Source organism: Gracilibacillus sp. JCM 18860 (assembly GCF_055395245.1).
On the sequence record NZ_AP043868.1, the window covers coordinates 3,443,923 to 3,459,396 of the forward strand.

At 37.0% G+C, this 15,474-nt stretch carries 16 protein-coding genes; 10 read left to right on the plus strand and 6 right to left on the minus strand.

From position 1 onward, the window contains the following. The first annotated feature begins 3 nt into the window (after positions 1-3). Both ACZ5R4_RS17175 and nhaC read left to right on the plus strand, forming a co-directional pair. On the plus strand, positions 4-1,182 hold the full coding sequence (locus tag ACZ5R4_RS17175; RefSeq protein WP_464367691.1) for a trans-sulfuration enzyme family protein: 1,179 nt from the start codon (positions 4-6) through the stop codon (positions 1,180-1,182). 29 nt (positions 1,183-1,211) lie between these two features. Beyond that, positions 1,212-2,648: a Na+/H+ antiporter NhaC gene (nhaC, locus tag ACZ5R4_RS17180; protein ID WP_464367692.1), complete on the plus strand. Its 1,437-nt coding sequence runs from the start codon at positions 1,212-1,214 to the stop codon at positions 2,646-2,648. Between the two features lie 101 nt (positions 2,649-2,749). Here nhaC and ACZ5R4_RS17185 read toward each other — a convergent pair whose 3' ends face one another. Beyond that, positions 2,750-3,172, minus strand: coding sequence for an SRPBCC family protein (locus ACZ5R4_RS17185; protein WP_277679969.1), 423 nt, complete (start codon positions 3,170-3,172; stop codon positions 2,750-2,752). A 53-nt stretch (positions 3,173-3,225) separates the two neighbouring features. Then, a complete protein-coding gene (locus ACZ5R4_RS17190) occupies positions 3,226-3,549 on the minus strand; it encodes an ArsR/SmtB family transcription factor (protein WP_054860319.1) in 324 nt (107 codons plus the stop codon). 262 nt (positions 3,550-3,811) lie between these two features. Here ACZ5R4_RS17190 and ACZ5R4_RS17195 point away from each other — a divergent pair, with 262 nt between their 5' ends. Beyond that, positions 3,812-4,312, plus strand: coding sequence for a sigma-70 family RNA polymerase sigma factor (locus tag ACZ5R4_RS17195; protein ID WP_464367693.1), 501 nt, complete (start codon positions 3,812-3,814; stop codon positions 4,310-4,312). After that, the gene (locus tag ACZ5R4_RS17200) at positions 4,312-4,605 is read left to right on the plus strand and encodes a hypothetical protein (protein ID WP_109985351.1); all 294 of its coding nucleotides are present in this window, start codon (positions 4,312-4,314) and stop codon (positions 4,603-4,605) included. The genes ACZ5R4_RS17195 and ACZ5R4_RS17200 overlap by 1 nt, the downstream gene beginning before the upstream one ends. Positions 4,606-4,655: 50 nt before the next feature. Here ACZ5R4_RS17200 and ACZ5R4_RS17205 read toward each other — a convergent pair whose 3' ends face one another. From ACZ5R4_RS17205 to ACZ5R4_RS17215, 3 genes are all read right to left on the minus strand, one after another. After that, positions 4,656-5,552, minus strand: coding sequence for a glycine betaine ABC transporter substrate-binding protein (locus ACZ5R4_RS17205; protein WP_054860321.1), 897 nt, complete (start codon positions 5,550-5,552; stop codon positions 4,656-4,658). Positions 5,553-5,616: 64 nt separating this feature from the next. Beyond that, complete coding sequence (locus ACZ5R4_RS17210) at positions 5,617-6,453, minus strand: ABC transporter permease (RefSeq protein WP_109985352.1); 837 nt, start codon at positions 6,451-6,453, stop codon at positions 5,617-5,619. After that, the gene (locus ACZ5R4_RS17215; RefSeq protein ID WP_054788933.1) at positions 6,446-7,648 is read right to left on the minus strand and encodes a quaternary amine ABC transporter ATP-binding protein; all 1,203 of its coding nucleotides are present in this window, start codon (positions 7,646-7,648) and stop codon (positions 6,446-6,448) included. The genes ACZ5R4_RS17210 and ACZ5R4_RS17215 overlap by 8 nt, the downstream gene beginning before the upstream one ends. 245 nt (positions 7,649-7,893) lie before the next feature. Here ACZ5R4_RS17215 and ACZ5R4_RS17220 point away from each other — a divergent pair, with 245 nt between their 5' ends. Then, positions 7,894-8,388 carry a GbsR/MarR family transcriptional regulator gene (locus tag ACZ5R4_RS17220; protein WP_109985353.1) on the plus strand — a complete coding sequence of 165 codons (495 nt, stop codon included), beginning with the start codon at positions 7,894-7,896 and terminating at the stop codon, positions 8,386-8,388. A gap of 81 nt (positions 8,389-8,469) precedes the next feature. Here the strand turns inward: ACZ5R4_RS17220 and ACZ5R4_RS17225 are convergent, their stop codons facing one another. Next, positions 8,470-8,760, minus strand: a complete 291-nt coding sequence (locus tag ACZ5R4_RS17225) for a hypothetical protein (protein WP_464367694.1) — start codon at positions 8,758-8,760, stop codon at positions 8,470-8,472. 227 nt (positions 8,761-8,987) lie between these two features. Between ACZ5R4_RS17225 and ACZ5R4_RS17230 the strand changes: the two genes are divergently transcribed. From ACZ5R4_RS17230 to ACZ5R4_RS17250, 5 genes are all read left to right on the plus strand, one after another. Then, positions 8,988-9,698 (plus strand): TetR/AcrR family transcriptional regulator, encoded by a 711-nt coding sequence (locus ACZ5R4_RS17230; protein ID WP_347835200.1) that lies wholly within the window; start codon positions 8,988-8,990, stop codon positions 9,696-9,698. A 119-nt stretch (positions 9,699-9,817) separates the two neighbouring features. Further along, positions 9,818-10,699 (plus strand): ABC transporter ATP-binding protein, encoded by an 882-nt coding sequence (locus ACZ5R4_RS17235; protein ID WP_054860325.1) that lies wholly within the window; start codon positions 9,818-9,820, stop codon positions 10,697-10,699. A gap of 25 nt (positions 10,700-10,724) precedes the next feature. Continuing rightward, positions 10,725-12,338 (plus strand): ABC transporter permease, encoded by a 1,614-nt coding sequence (locus ACZ5R4_RS17240; protein WP_464367695.1) that lies wholly within the window; start codon positions 10,725-10,727, stop codon positions 12,336-12,338. Positions 12,339-12,507: 169 nt separating this feature from the next. Next, on the plus strand, positions 12,508-13,896 hold the full coding sequence (locus ACZ5R4_RS17245) for an aminotransferase-like domain-containing protein (protein WP_464367696.1): 1,389 nt from the start codon (positions 12,508-12,510) through the stop codon (positions 13,894-13,896). Between the two features lie 257 nt (positions 13,897-14,153). Continuing rightward, complete coding sequence (locus tag ACZ5R4_RS17250; protein ID WP_109985356.1) at positions 14,154-15,467, plus strand: MFS transporter; 1,314 nt, start codon at positions 14,154-14,156, stop codon at positions 15,465-15,467. Positions 15,468-15,474: the final 7 nt, after the last annotated feature.

A 15,474-nucleotide genomic window follows, 5' to 3' on the forward strand; every position in this document is an offset into this window, starting at 1 on the left:
ATCATGAGAAAGAAGGGATTAATTATGCAATATACGGATGAAGAAATTTGTACACAATTTTGGGATGATCCCTCCCAATATCATGGATCGGTTTCTCCTCCTATCTATCAAACTAGTCTTTTTGCCTTCAAGAGCTTTAAAGAGTTTACGGAAGCACAGAAGCTAGAAAGAGAAAATTATGTATATTCAAGAGGGGTTAATCCTACCGTACAAATTCTAGAGCAAAAATTAGCAGCATTAGAGAGAGGAGAAAAATGTAAGTGCTTTAGCTCAGGGATGGGCGCAATTAGTGCGGTGTTTCATACACTTTTGCGAAGTGGAGATCATGTTGTTGTAATCAATAATATTTATGGTCCTACAACCGAGTTAATTCATTATTTATCGAAGTTCCATATATCATATAGTGTGGTAGATCACCAATTAACCAATATTTATGAAGCGATACAAGAAAATACTAAATTGATTTATGTAGAAAGCCCGGGAACGATGCTAATGAAAGTAGTTGATCTGCAGGCAGTAACAAAAATAGCAAAAGAGCAGGGGATCGTCACTGCGATAGATAACACATGGTCCACTCCGATTTTTCAGAAACCGTTAACATTAGGGTTTGATTTGTCGATCCATTCCTTGACAAAATATATTGGTGGTCATAGTGATGTTATTGGTGGAGCAGTGATCGGTGATCAGGATCTAGTGGACGAAATTTTTCAATATGGGTATCAGTTGAATGGAGCAGTTTTAGGGGCACATGACGCCTATCTGATAAATCGTGGTTTGCGTACATTACCTATCCGTCTGAAGCAACATCAGGAAAATGCTTTGAATGTTATTGAGTATTTACAAACAAAAGTTGAGGTTGCAAGTATTTATCATCCCAGCCTAGTAAAGAAGGATTCTCCTTATCTAGATAAACAGATGAAAGGATTCACAGGACTGCTGAGTTTTGAGCTTAAAGAAGCGAATTTTTTGAGTGTTTCTCGTTTCATTGATGCCTTATCTTTATTTAAAATTGGCGTCAGCTGGGGAGGATATGAAAGCTTAGTAAACTCTCCTGTAAAAGATAATAATGAACAACAACTAAATGAGCAAGGAATTTCACCAGGCTTAATTCGTTTATCTATTGGGCTGGAAGGCTCTGAATTGCAAATTGATGATTTAGAAAAGGCATTTCAACAATTATGATAAAAATCCTTGAAAGGGAGAGTTAAACGATGAATACAGATAATTTGAAACGTCCCTCCTTGGGTATGGCTTTAATTCCGATCGTTATTTCATTAGCTATTTTTATTTTGGGTATTGGAATAATGAAATATCCCGCAGAGTTAATGCTATTATTTGCAGGAATAGTTTTTGCGATTTTTGCTATATTTCATGGAAATCGGTGGGAGACAATAATAGAGGTGATGGGGTCCAAAATAAAAAAGGCACTTCCAGCCATTCTCATCTTGTTTTGTATTGGGTTACTAATCGGGACATGGATGATATCCGGAACGATCCCTTTATTTGTATATTATGGTCTTAAAATTATTGATCCAAACTATTTATATTTACTCGCATTCTTAGTTACTGCGATTGTATCAACCTGTGTAGGAACCTCATGGGGTTCAGCGGGAACTATCGGGGTAGCAATAATGAGTATTGCTCAAACAATGGATTTATCATTAGCGATAACAGCTGGAGCTGTCGTATCTGGTGCTTATTTTGGTGATAAGTTATCTCCTTTATCGGATACGACCAATATGAGTTCGATTGCCGCTGGTTCCAATTTATATGAGCACATAAAACACATGCTTTATACAGCCATTCCATCCTCTATACTTGCTATTATCATCTTTTCCATAGTTGGTTTAGGGATTGAAACCGATTCTGCCCAATTATCGAATATTCAAGAAATGGTTGCAAATCTTGATCAGTTATTTCAGTTGAATCTCTGGCTATTAATACCTGCTGTGGTGGTCATTGTGGGATCCTTAATGAAAAAACCACCACTTATTGTGCTATTTACTTCATCTGTTACTGCCATGATTATAGCAATTTTATTCCAAGGTGCGTCATTAGCTAATTTATTCGCTTCTGCCGTATCTGGATTTAATGTGGATATGCTGGTAGGAGTCGACATCGGCGATGATTTACAAGAGTTGTTAAATCGAGGTGGACTATATTCGATGTATAATGCCACATTCTTTGTCTTTGTAGCGTTTTTCTTCGCATCGGCATTAGAAGTATCACAGGCATTAAATACAATCCTAGAGAGTATTATTAAGCATTTAAAAACAGTCGGAAGTATAACTTTTTCAGCACTTGTAACAGGTTTTGCTGTAATTAACTGTACTTCCAACGCCTTAGTATCTTATTTCTTAATTCAGGATATCTATGGAAGGGTATACAAGAAAAATAATTTGCACCCAGTCAATTTGTCTCGTAATATGGAGGACTCTATTACCATTACCGAAGTGTTAATGCCTTGGACTGTTTCGGGGGTATTTATGGCAACCACTTTAGGAGTTGACAATTTTGAATTTTTACCTTGGGCGATTTTTAATCTTGGAGGCTTTGTATTTTCAGCACTGTATGGATTTTTGGCACCGATTACAGGAGGTTTTGGAGTTCGTAAATTGGAGGGGTCAGTTGGAGATGACAATCGTTAACGTGAGGAAAAGCTAGTGGATTGTAGCACATATTAAGGCTCACCTATGTATGGTTGAATTAACCTACATAGGTGATTTGATCTTTTAGAATATCTCCTCGCTTAGTTCAATACTTCTTCCATTGCTTTCAGCATTTCATTCCAAGCATTTTCTGTTTGAGGGATATATTGTGCCCAATTAGGATCTATTTCATGTGTTAACGTAGCAATGGCACCGTTTTTTGATGGTTGAATTTCCACAGTAACCATATCTATATCAGGCAGGTCATCCACTGTTGCCCACGTGAATTTAATTAGATTTGGTTTATCCAGTTCTAAATATTGCCCAATATGCTCAATATCATCACCTTCTCGTCTGTCTACAAAAATGAAATAACCTCCTACTTTAGGATTGTTTTCACACCTTACTATATTTCCATTAGGGAACATCCACTTCTTTATTTTTTCAGGATTTATCCATGCATCATAAACTTTTTCTGGTAAAGCGTTAAATTGGTAGGTAACAACTGCCTTTGATTTTGTCATACTAATCAACTCCTATTATAATTATTTGGGTTTAATTCGTGCCATTCGATAAATTAATCTTCTGCTTCCTCCTTTTCAAGAAATTCATCCAATGAAGCAAGATTGTCCTTCCAAAAATTTCGATAAGGCTCTAACCATTTATCCACCTCAGATAAGGGAAGAGGACATAAATAATAAACACGTTTTTGAGCCTCGCTCTGTACCTCTACTAATCCTGCTTCTTTCAATATACGAAGATGTTTGGAAACTCCTGGTTGGCTCATTCCTGTTAATTGAACTAGCTCATTCACTGAATTTGCTTTTTTTCTTAACAAATCTAATATCAATCGGCGGTTAGGTTCTGAAATGATATCAAAAATACTCCTAGTTGTTTTCATGAGTTTATATTACCATACAGTTATATAACTGTAAAGGGATATTAGTATAACCTTTTATTGTAAAAAATATTTGTGGTGAATTTGTAATTGGGTAGTAGAAATGATGTTTTTGTTAGGTAATTTATAAAAATTCAAGCATGAAAATCGCATTTTCTCTACTTTTCAGCTAAATAAGGGAAGATGACGCTCAATCTAAGCAACGTTATGCTTGTCTTACCGCGGAATACAAGTAAGGGCGCCTTTACATATGGGGCTTTGAATAATGGAAGATTTCCATAAGGTATTGAAGCATCATGAACGCATTATTTTTCATTTAATTCATAAATATGGGATTCGAGATGAAGACGGGGAGTTTTATCAATTGGGGTTAATCGCACTATGGCAGGCCTGGCGGGAATATGATAGTAGCAAATCCAAGTTTTCGAGCTATGCTTATCTATGTGTTAGGAGGGAGTTATTGCACTTAATCGATCACAACAGACGCGTACAGGAAAAGCATGAAAAATGGCTAAACACTGTTCGTATAGAAGATTTAATGGTAGAGGATTTAGCCCACGAACTAGACCCACAGTTACTTCATAAAATTCAGAATGCTTTAACGATGAAACAATGGAAATGGTTCGAGCATTGTTTGTTACATGGATATCCATTAAAAGAATTTGCACAGAAGGAAGCCGAGACATACGGAGCAGTAAAAAATTGTGGCAAGCGAGCGAGAGCAAAGCTTCGAATGCTTTTAACAGAGGAGGGATATGCTTTGTAATGCAGAGAAAAGTTCAAAAATTCCCTACCTATTTAGTTATTTTCGCAAGTTTTTTTATTTTTACTCTTTTATCCATTGCGATTTATACGTTCTTTTATCTTAAGCTTGGTATTGGTGAAAGAGTGGGGAGGGGGATCTTCTATTTGAAAGGACATTATCTGGTAGGGGATGTTTCGGATGGGGAAATTCGTAGAAAGGAATTTGGTATGGGTCTAGTGACAATCCCATTGTTTTCAAGTATTGCCTTCCTCTCTCTCTATTGGATAGTGGACAAAATCCTGTATAAGAAATAAAAAACTGCTTCCAAAAGGGTATCTACCTAATGGAAGCAGTTTTTCCTATATTATTCTACGCCCTCTGTCCATTTATCTACTTTATCTTGGTTTTCTTCTACCCAAGCTTCAGCAGCATCCTTTGGATCTTCTCCGTTTACAATGATTTCAACCATTACGGAGTTCATGTCATCTTGTGTCCATTCGAACTGATCAAGTACTTTGTAGGCATTTGGCAGGTCTTCTTCAAGCCCTTCGCGAACCATTGTTTCAATCGTTTCCGCTTCACCAAATCCACCATTTGGATCCTCTAAATATTTAAGATCATATTCTGAGAACATCCAGTGTGGAGACCAGCCTGTAATTACAATCTCTTCTTCATTATCAATCGCATCACCAAGTGCAGTAGTCATGGCGCCACTAGAAGAAGTTTGTAATGTCCAGTCACTAAGGTTGTCATATTCTTTAATTGCCTTTTCTGTTGCTGCAGTTACACCAGCACCTGGTTCAATACCAGTAATCGTTTTTTCTGCTTGATCTTTTAAGTCGGCAATAGAATTAACATCCATATAAGAAGGTACAACGAGTCCAGTTTTTGCTCCTTCTAGATTTGGTCCTAATTGCACTACTTTATCGCCAAACTCTTCATATTGTGATGCATGTGTCAATGGTAACCAAGCTGCTACCATACCATCAGCTTCCCCATTTGCTACAGCTTCCCACATTGCCGCATTTTCTAGAGAAGTTAATTTAACATCATAGCCTAAATTTTCTAAAACCTGACCAATCACGTGAGTAGATGCAATTTCTGTATCCCAGTTAACATAGACTAGTTCGATTTCTTTGCCTTGACCAACAGTGTCTTCACCTGAAGCATCGCCATTATCATTGCCACCACATGCAGCAAGGACTAATGCTAAAGATATTAGTACAGCCATCAATCCAAAAGTTTTACGTGTTTTAAACATACTAAATGATCTCCCCTTTTTTATAAATTTTATTGAAACTTCCCGGAGGAAACCGGGAAAGTTTTTAGCCTTTGTTTAAATTTTGAGAAATTCGGTCAATAATTATTGCTAGAATAACAATACCTAAACCTGCCACAAAACCAGGGCCTTCCTGTGAGCGTTGTAGGGCAGTTAAAACATCATTTCCAAGACCAGGTGCACCGATCATTGATGCGATAACAACCATGGATAATGAAAGCATAATGGTTTGGTTTACCCCTGCCATGATCGTTTTTCGTGCCATTGGCAGTTCAACCTTAAATAGTTTCTGTGATCCAGTTGTGCCAAATGCATCCGCAGCTTCCACGAGTTCCTGTGACACTTGACGAATACCAAGGTTCGTAAACCGGACAACAGGTGGTGTTGCGAAGACTACAGAAGCAAAAACACCTGGCACCATTCCTATCCCAAAGAATAAAATTGCCGGAATAAGGTAGACGAATGCAGGCATTGTCTGCATAAAGTCTAAGATTGGTGTAATAATGGTTTGTGCCCATTTACTTTTAGACATCCAAATACCAGTAGGAATTCCGATAATGACCGATATAATACTTGCAAATAACACAAGAGAAAATGTATACATCAAATGCTCCCACAAGCCTTGGTTGTAAATGAACCAAAGTCCAACGATAGAAAAAACAGCTAAGCCAAACTTCTTCCCTGTAATAAAGAAGGCGAGTATGGCCACAATTAAAATCACTACAATTGGTGGAATAGTGCTTAATGAAGCGGATGTCCATTCAATGAATTCACCAAAATCTTCTTTAATTGGGTCGAATATAAATTCAAATGTATTTTGCACCCATTCTACAAATAAAGTAATCCAATCAGCTACTGGAATCTCAGGTACGAAATCAAGCATTCTCTAGCACCTCACTTCCATTTCCATTCGCTAATGCCGCGATAACAGCACCTCTTACAATAATTCCTTTTAATTTTCCATCTTCTACAACAGCAACTGGCACTGGTGCATCATGAATAATTTCAAATATTTCATGAATTGGTGATTCTAGTTCTGCTGTTCGCATATCTGTACGAAGAATGCCTTGTAAGTCTTTCTCACCGTTTTCGCGAGCTTGCTTGACATCATCCGCTGTTACATATCCTCTTAATTTTCTAGAGCGATCTACAACGTAAATACTGGATAATCCTTGCTCACGTATCCGTTCTAGGGCAACCCTTGGACCGTGTTTTTCAATATCTACCGTTTCTGGACGCTTCATAATATGGCTTGCCGTTAAAATCTTCGAACGGTCTACATCTTCCACAAAGCGCTCCACATAATCATTCGCTGGGTTTACGAGAATTTCTTCAGGAGTACCGATTTGAACAATGGCACCATCCTTCATAAGAGCGATTCGATCGCCAATTCTTAATGCTTCATCTAAATCGTGGGTAATAAAAATGATGGTTTTCTTCATTTTTTGCTGAAGGTCTAAGAGTTCGTCTTGCATTTCTTTACGAATTAATGGGTCTAACGCGGAAAAGGCTTCGTCCATTAACAGGACCTCTGGATCGTTAGCAAGTGCACGCGCTAAACCAACACGCTGCTGCATACCACCTGATAATTGATCCGGATATTGGTGAATAAAATTTCCTAATCCTACTAATTCTAATGCTTCCTGTGCTTTCTTTGTTCGTTCTTCCTTACCGATGCCTTGAATTTCAAGACCGAATGCAGCATTATCTAAAACCGTACGGAATGGAAAGAGACCAAATTTTTGGAATACCATACTAATTTTTTTGCGTCGGACTTTGCGTAGAGCATCTTTACCAACTTTGGCAAGATTTTCCCCGCTGATTTCGACATCGCCTTCTGTAGGCTCAATCAAACGATTCATCAAGCGAACGAGGGTGGATTTCCCACTACCAGAAAGTCCCATGATCACAAAGACTTCTCCTTCTTCTACCTCGAAGCTTGCTTGATTGACACCGACTGTACAGCCAGTTTTCTTCAAGATTTCTTCTTTTGAGTGTCCCTCTCTGAGTAAGGAGAGAGCACTTTTTGTTTTCTTACCAAAGATCTTCGATAAGTTTGTAACCTTAATTAAAGACATGAATTTATATCTCCTCATTTTCTTCGATTTTTTCTAGGAAATTATACTCACTTTTATAATGCTACAGATTTTGTCGAAACATTTCAAGTGATATGATTAGATTTTTCAGAATGTTTTGTTTGTAAAGTTAAAACTTTACAAACTTTATTTTGATCCTATACGATAGTTTTAATGTTCCCATTGATTTTGAAGCTATGTAGTGTAAATTAGATAGTAGGAGAATTTAAGGAGGATTACTTTCACTTATGACAAATGAAAATGAGCGATTAGAGCTTGAAAAAATTAATAATCAGATTATTTCTGAATTTTCCAAAACATTAGAGATGTTTTCTTTAAATAAAACAGAGGCGCAATTATTCGTCACCTTATATCTAAATGGAGCACCCATGACTCTAAATGAGATGAGGGACGCGTTAGGGAAGAGTAAGACTGCAATGAGTTACTCGATTAGAAGATTATTGGAGTTCAATTTAGTCGAACGTGTTTTTCAGAAGGGAGTTCGTCAAGATTTATATGAGGCTCGTCAAGATTTATATAAAAAATTTATGAAAACGTACGTCAATCGCTGGCTGGATTCTCTTAATCTACAAATTGATAATTTAGCGGATATTCAAGATACTATGGGGAATTGTCCAAATGATGAAAAGAAATTACTTGAGCACAAAATCGAGGAGGCCATTTCGTTTCATCGATCGTTGGAGACCGTTTTTTCGAAAATTAAGAAGAATGATTTTTTGTGAAATTTTATGGTGGAGCCTTCTGGCAATAGCAACAAGAAAACCGTTACTGTGAGGTGACGGTTTTCTTATTTGATCAATAGACTACTGTGGATCAGATATATTATTTTCGATAAAATATTCGGCCTGACTCTTAAACATGTCTAAGTAAGATTGTTGATCCATTGAAATATTTTGTAATTCGTCAACACTACCTTTGATTTCCACTGTATCCTTTTTTAAATCGATATGAACCGTCATATAGACCTTCCCTTTGTATGTAACAGTTCCGGTTACGCGTTTATTTTGTAAATCAATTAGAGGAAAAGCATGTGTTACACCTGTTGGTTTGAACAGTGTAATCCCCATGTTTGAAAAATGATTATTGGTTTTCAATTTTGAACCACCTTTCTAATGTTTTTTAACACCCAAATTCCTTTCTTTAAGAAAATGCACGGTGTACTTATTCAGAGGAATTACTAATTTTTTATACTTTTATACGATTTGCACGAAGGAAATCCGTTTTGTTTACACTTTTTTACAGAATCGATTCCACTTTTTATCATAACATATAATTTTAGGGAGGATATTTAATCAACAACCATACCTGTCTCTTCCTCTCTTTGATTCATATTGACCAATGTGGTCATTTGTGTTATATTAGAAATGACCACATTGGTCAATGTAGTCGTAGCAGAAAAGAGGTAATCACTATCAATTCCAAATTTAACAGTCTAAAATCAGAAAAACAACAGCATATTATCAATGCTGCAATAAAAGAATTTGTAAAAAGTGGTTTTGAAAAAGCATCTACAAATGAAATTGTCAAAGAGGCGAACATCTCTAAAGGTTCATTATTTAACTATTTTAATAGCAAGAAGGATCTTTATTATTATTTAATCGACCACAGTATTCAAGTTATCGAAAAGATTTATGAACAGATTGACTATAATGAAACAGATCTTTTTAAAAGAATCCAAAATATTGGATTACAGAAATTTCATATCCAACAAAAGTTCCCACATGTATTTGATTTCCTGGCCTCTTCCATTCAAGAAGAATCGGCTGAGGTAAAGGATATTATTAAGCAAAAAGTTGATCCAATCTATGACGAGGGCAAGGAGAAAATATATAAAGATATTGATTACTCTAAATTCCGGGAAGGGATTGATATTGAAAAGGTGATGGAAATCTTGAATTGGACGATGTTTGGATTTGTAGAGAAAGCGCTCCAACAAATAGATTCCTTTGAAAACATTGGTGAATTTGGAGAGCAATATCTCAAAGAATGGAAGAATTATTCTGAAATACTGAAGTACAGCTTTTATAAATAAGGATTAAATATCAGTGCATAAGAAGTAAGATATTTAACGAAGAAGGAGTTTTTATCTAGAATTTTAAACTTCTCTTTAAATATAAAAGTATACTATCAAAAAGAAGGAGTGGCAGTGTCGTGACAAAAATTATAGAGGTGCAAGGTTTGCAAAAAAAATTTGGTAAGTTTCAAGCATTAAGTGACGTGACCTTCACGGTAGATGCTGGAGAAGTTGTTGGTTTTATTGGTCCAAATGGTGCTGGTAAATCGACAACTATCCGTACTTTATTGGGAATTATCAAGCGAGATGCTGGCAATGTGGAAATATTCGGTAAGGACGTTTGGAAAGACAGTCTTGAAATTCATAAGCGTATTTCTTATGTCCCTGGGGATGTCTCTCTGTGGGGAAGTCTAACAGGTGGTGAAATTATTGATTTGTTTATTAAATTGCATGGTGGAGGAGATAAGCAAAAACGCGATTATTTAATTAGACGCTTTGAATTGGATCCTAAGAAAAAAGCCAAAGGATATTCGAAAGGAAATCGTCAAAAGGTTGGTTTGATTGCGGCATTATCTGTTGATTCGGATTTATATATATTTGATGAACCAACCTCTGGTCTTGACCCTTTGATGGAGGCTGTCTTCCAAGAAGAAGTAGAAAAAATCAAAAAATCAGGTAAAGCGATCCTGCTATCCTCTCACATATTGAGTGAGGTAGAACGTTTAGCAGATAAGGTTGTCATCATTCGCCAAGGTGAAATTGTGGAAACTGGTACTCTTGATGAATTGCGTCACTTGACCCGTTCTACTGTAACTATAGCAACAGAAGGTGATGTAGCTAAAATGGCCACCGTAAATGGAGTTTTTGATTTCAAACAAAAGGATAATCAAGCAACCTTCTCTGCGGATAATCAATATCTCAACGATATTTTAATGGAAGCAAGCAAATTAGGTGTCAGAAAATTTGAATCTATACCGCCAACTCTTGAAGATTTGTTTATGCGTCATTATGAAGGTTAAGTACCAGAAAGGAGGATGGAATACGATGAAGGAAAAATTCGCTCGTTGGGATATACTGTTTCTACAATATCTTAAACGAGATTGGAAAAAAATTATTGTGTGGGTTTTAGGACTTGGCTTGTTTTCAGCTGCTTATGTTCCAGCTTTTGAAGAAATAGCAAAAGGGAATGGTTTGCTCGGAATGTATGAAACTATGCAAAATCCTGCTATGATATCTATGGTGGGCACAACTCCAGTAGATACTGCAAGTGATTATACTTTAGGAGCAATGTATGCGCAAGAAATGTTACTGTTCTGTGGTTTATTTGCGATGGTAATAGCTGTTTTACACATGGTAGGTCACACACGTAAAGAAGAAGATCTTGGTCTAATGGAGCTTGTGCGGTCATTTCAAATAGGTCGTCAAGCAAACTCTCTTGCTGCAACTATAGAGATAGTTTTCATTAATGTCTTATTAGCACTTTTTATTGCGGGGATTATGATGAGTTTCGGTACCGATACCATTTCTGCTGAAGGTTCCTTTTTATTTGGTGCATCAGTCGGAATGTCTGGTATTATTGGTGCTGGAATTGCTCTGTTTATGGCACAAATTATGTCAACTTCATCTGGGGCAACAGGTTCAGCACTTGGAATTATAGGATTACTTTATATTGTTCGTGCGGGAACAGATGTATCTAACGTTGACTTATCCATGATCAATCCCCTTGGTTGGACATATTTAACTTATCCCTTTACGGAAAATAACTGGTTTCCACTTATCCTTGCAACAATTTTTAGTGTAATTGTTGTGATTATTGCTTTCGCCCTTGAAGAGGCTCGTGATATGGGAGCTGGTTATCTTCCAGAAAGAGAAGGTCGAGAAAGCGCCAAAAAATCCTTGTTGTCTGTCCGTGGTTTACTTATCAAGATTAATAAAGGCGTAATAATTGGTTGGTTGATTGCTTTTGTTATTATGGGGGCAGCTTATGGTTCGATATATGGAGACATGCAGACCTTCTTGGAAAGTAACGAAATGATGCAACAGATGTTTACTCAATCAGGCGTTTCCATTGAAGAATCATTTACTAGCACGATTATGATGGTAATGATTGGTTTGGTTTCGATTTTACCAATTGCCATTGTCAATAAATTGTTTTCTGAAGAAAGAAGCTTGCATTTAAGTCAGCTTTATGCAACAAAAGTGTCTCGCAGCCAATGGTATTGGACCAGTATTATTTTAGCGACCTTTGCGGGTGTAATAGGAGTATTATTAGCTGCAGTAGGACTCGGTGGGACAGCTATCTCAGTCATGGGGGATAGTAGGGCGATGGATATATTTGATTTTTTGGCTGCTGGCTACAATTTTTTACCCTCCGTATTATTTTTTACAGGTCTTGCAGCTTTAGCACTTGGTTGGGCTCCGAAGCTAGGAAAAGTGGTTTATGTTTACCTCGCCTACTCCTTTTTGCTTAACTACTTTGGTGGTATTTTAGATTTACCAGAATGGTTTTCGAAAACAGCCATTCAAAGCTGGATTCCACAAATGCCGATGGAAGAATTTGATGCACCAATTTTTATTACTATAACTGTGATTAGTATTTCATTGATGGTAATAGGTTACCTTGGTTATAATAGACGGGATATGAATGAAGGAGCTTAATATTGATTTAGAAGTATTTGAAATTAGTCAATGACCTAAAGCTTGGACCTATAAGTATGAAGTGCTGATGTTAAGAACTTTTTTAAATGCTGCATTTTTCAACGAAAGAATGCGGCTTTATTAGCTTATTTGGGAGTCATCTTATAATCATATAAAAAGGAAGAGTATTATGCCGGTTAACTCTTTTGAAAATTATCCGATGAGCTGGAAGCCGTCGATTGATAGAACGAAGAAACCAATTTACAAATCACTTGCAAAGCAATTAAGAGAAGATATTGCTCATGGTGTTTTATTACCTGGTACCAAACTTCCTCCACAGCGAGAATTGGCTGATTATTTAGATTTAAATGTGAGTACCATTTCCAAAGCATTTAAAGTATGTGAATCAAAAGGATTGTTAAGTGCAACTGTGGGTAACGGCACATTTATATCGTATGATGCATTAGCAAATGCTTACTTACTAGAAGACATGAAACCAAATCATTTAATCGAAATGGGTGCAACATTACCTGATAATGATTCTTATCACCCGTTAATGGAAGAACTTAAAGGTATGCTGAAAGAGCCAAATTACGAAAAATGGTTTAGTTATGGTCGACAAGGTGAGAATCTTTGGCAAAAGGACGCTGCTGTAAAATTAATCCAAAGAGGGGGGTATGAAACAACAGTAGATCATATCTTATTTGCTAATGGTGGTCAAAATGCAATTGCTGCTACGTTAGCTGGAATTTGCCAGCCTGGAGATCGGATTGGTGTTGATGATCACACATATCCAGGCTTAAAAACGGCCGCATCCATGCTTAATATTCGATTAGTGCCGATAAAATCGGAGAATGGTGAGATGAGCGCTACTGCTTTGGAACTAGCATGTAAAAAGGAAAACCTAAAAGGAATTTATGTGATACCAGATTACCATAATCCAACCGCGAGCCAAATGTCCATTGAAAATCGAAGAAAGATTGCTGGAATCGCCAAAAGATGTAATCTGTTCATTATCGAAGATGCAGCATATCATCTTTATAACGAAAAACCACTTCCAGCTCTTGCATCATTTGTACCAGAGAAGACCATCTACATTGCAAGCTTATCTAAATCAATTGCGCCGGGGTTACGAATGGCGTATGTTGCAGTGCCTAATAAGTTTAAGGAGCAAATTTCAAAGGCACTGTATAATTTAAATGTTTCTGTTTCGCCTTTATTAGCTGAATTAGCAGCAAGAACGATTGTCTCGAAACAATTTGAGGTATTAATCGAGAAACATCAAGAACAAACGCTTTGTAGAAATAAAATAGTCCATCAATATTTAGCAGATTATCCGTGTTTGGGGTATGAAACAGGTATCTTTCGTTGGCTATTATTACCTGGAAAAATTACCGGGAATGAATTTGAATCTTTAGCTGCACGGAGAGGAGTGCAAGTGTATGCAGCAGAACGCTTTGTAGTTGGCAATAGCTGTCCAGAGCGAGCTGTAAGAATAGCAGTTTGTGCACCTAAAACCATGGAGGATTTGGAGCAAGGGTTGAACATTCTGAAACATTTACTAGACGCATTAAATTAAATTGTTTGCCATACAATTATTATATTGTATGGTTTATTTGTGCATGTTATGGTTAATATCAAACTCATTGTATTTAATTACATAACTGTAGCAATCAGATTTCTGCTTCTTTTTATGGAATCAAAAGAAAAAATACTATAAAAAGACTATATAATTTATCATTTTAAGGCTGTATGGACTTGTTTGTAATACTAAGGAGTTAGATAATACATAGAATAACAGTATTTCACTTGTTAAATAGAGAGGTAGGTAGAATTATGGTAGATGGTAGAGGTGAAAAATTAGATGCTCAATCTGACAGTTTACAAGGTTATATTCATTCTAAAGAACAACAACAGTTATATAAGAAAACATTAATTGTTGTCATTATATCTCAAATTTTTGGAGGAGCGGGACTTGCGGCGGGTATAACAGTTGGAGCTTTATTAGCACAGGATATGTTGGGAACAGATAGTGTAACTGGACTTCCTACGGCTGTATTTACCTTTGGATCGGCAGGGGCTGCGTTACTTGTTGGGCGAATATCCCAGCGATTTGGACGTCGTTCTGGCCTCGCATCAGGCTTCTTAGCAGGAGGGATTGGTGCAATAGGTGTTGTTATTTCAGCAATAATGAATAATGTATTCCTTTTATTTATTTCCCTACTTATTTACGGATCTGGATCGGCAACCAATTTACAAGCACGCTACGCTGGAACGGACCTAGCCACTTCTACTCAACGAGCAAAAGCGATTAGTATGGCTTTGTTTTCCACCACTTTTGGTGCTATTGCGGGACCGAATTTGGTCGATGTTATGGGAAAATTTGCGATGGCAGTCGGTATTCCTGCATTAGCTGGTCCGTTTATATTAGCGGCGGTAGCGTATATACTGGCAGGTATTGTTTTGTTTATTTTTCTTCGTCCTGATCCTTTTATCGTTGCAAAAGCAATATCTGACAATCAAAGAGAAAAAAATCAACATGTCGAAGAAAATAGTCCGAATTTGGTTTCGACAGACAGACGAGGTGTTTTAGCTGGAGCTACTGTGATGGTGTTAACACAATTCGTTATGATAGCAATTATGACAATGACACCAATCTATATGGGCAACAACGGTTATTCTTTAAATGCTGTAGGGGTCGTGATTGGATTACACATTGCTGGAATGTATTTCCCTTCTTTTATCACTGGTGTACTTGTAGATAAAATTGGACGTACTACTATGGCTTTCGCATCCATCGTTACATTACTTGCTGCAGGTGTATTAGCTGCCATTGGACCGACAGATTCACTCATTTCTATCACTATCGCACTCGTGCTACTCGGTGTTGGCTGGAATTTTGGTTTGATTAGTGGTACGACCATCATAGTCGATTCTACCACTCCTTTTACTCGTGCTAAGACACAGGGTTCAGTAGATGTCTGGATTGCTTTCTCAGGAGCATTAGGAGGGGGGCTATCTGGGATAGTAGTAGCATATTCTAGTTACGCAACTCTCTCGATTATTGGCTCAATGCTTTCATTATTCATTATTCCGGTCATTGTTTGGTCTGGCACTCATAAACAACGTCCAGAGAAGTCATCAACATAGAACTTGA

Coding starts and splice junctions, on each gene's coding strand:
- ACZ5R4_RS17175 (WP_464367691.1), top strand. CDS start 4: ATGAGAAAGAAGGGATTAATTATGCAATATACGGATGAAGAAATTTGT.
- nhaC (WP_464367692.1), top strand. CDS start 1,212: ATGAATACAGATAATTTGAAACGTCCCTCCTTGGGTATGGCTTTAATT.
- ACZ5R4_RS17185 (WP_277679969.1), bottom strand. CDS start 3,172: ATGACAAAATCAAAGGCAGTTGTTACCTACCAATTTAACGCTTTACCA.
- ACZ5R4_RS17190 (WP_054860319.1), bottom strand. CDS start 3,549: ATGAAAACAACTAGGAGTATTTTTGATATCATTTCAGAACCTAACCGC.
- ACZ5R4_RS17195 (WP_464367693.1), top strand. CDS start 3,812: ATGGAAGATTTCCATAAGGTATTGAAGCATCATGAACGCATTATTTTT.
- ACZ5R4_RS17200 (WP_109985351.1), top strand. CDS start 4,312: ATGCAGAGAAAAGTTCAAAAATTCCCTACCTATTTAGTTATTTTCGCA.
- ACZ5R4_RS17205 (WP_054860321.1), bottom strand. CDS start 5,552: ATGTTTAAAACACGTAAAACTTTTGGATTGATGGCTGTACTAATATCT.
- ACZ5R4_RS17210 (WP_109985352.1), bottom strand. CDS start 6,453: ATGCTTGATTTCGTACCTGAGATTCCAGTAGCTGATTGGATTACTTTA.
- ACZ5R4_RS17215 (WP_054788933.1), bottom strand. CDS start 7,648: ATGTCTTTAATTAAGGTTACAAACTTATCGAAGATCTTTGGTAAGAAA.
- ACZ5R4_RS17220 (WP_109985353.1), top strand. CDS start 7,894: ATGACAAATGAAAATGAGCGATTAGAGCTTGAAAAAATTAATAATCAG.
- ACZ5R4_RS17240 (WP_464367695.1), top strand. CDS start 10,725: ATGAAGGAAAAATTCGCTCGTTGGGATATACTGTTTCTACAATATCTT.
- ACZ5R4_RS17245 (WP_464367696.1), top strand. CDS start 12,508: ATGCCGGTTAACTCTTTTGAAAATTATCCGATGAGCTGGAAGCCGTCG.
- ACZ5R4_RS17250 (WP_109985356.1), top strand. CDS start 14,154: ATGGTAGATGGTAGAGGTGAAAAATTAGATGCTCAATCTGACAGTTTA.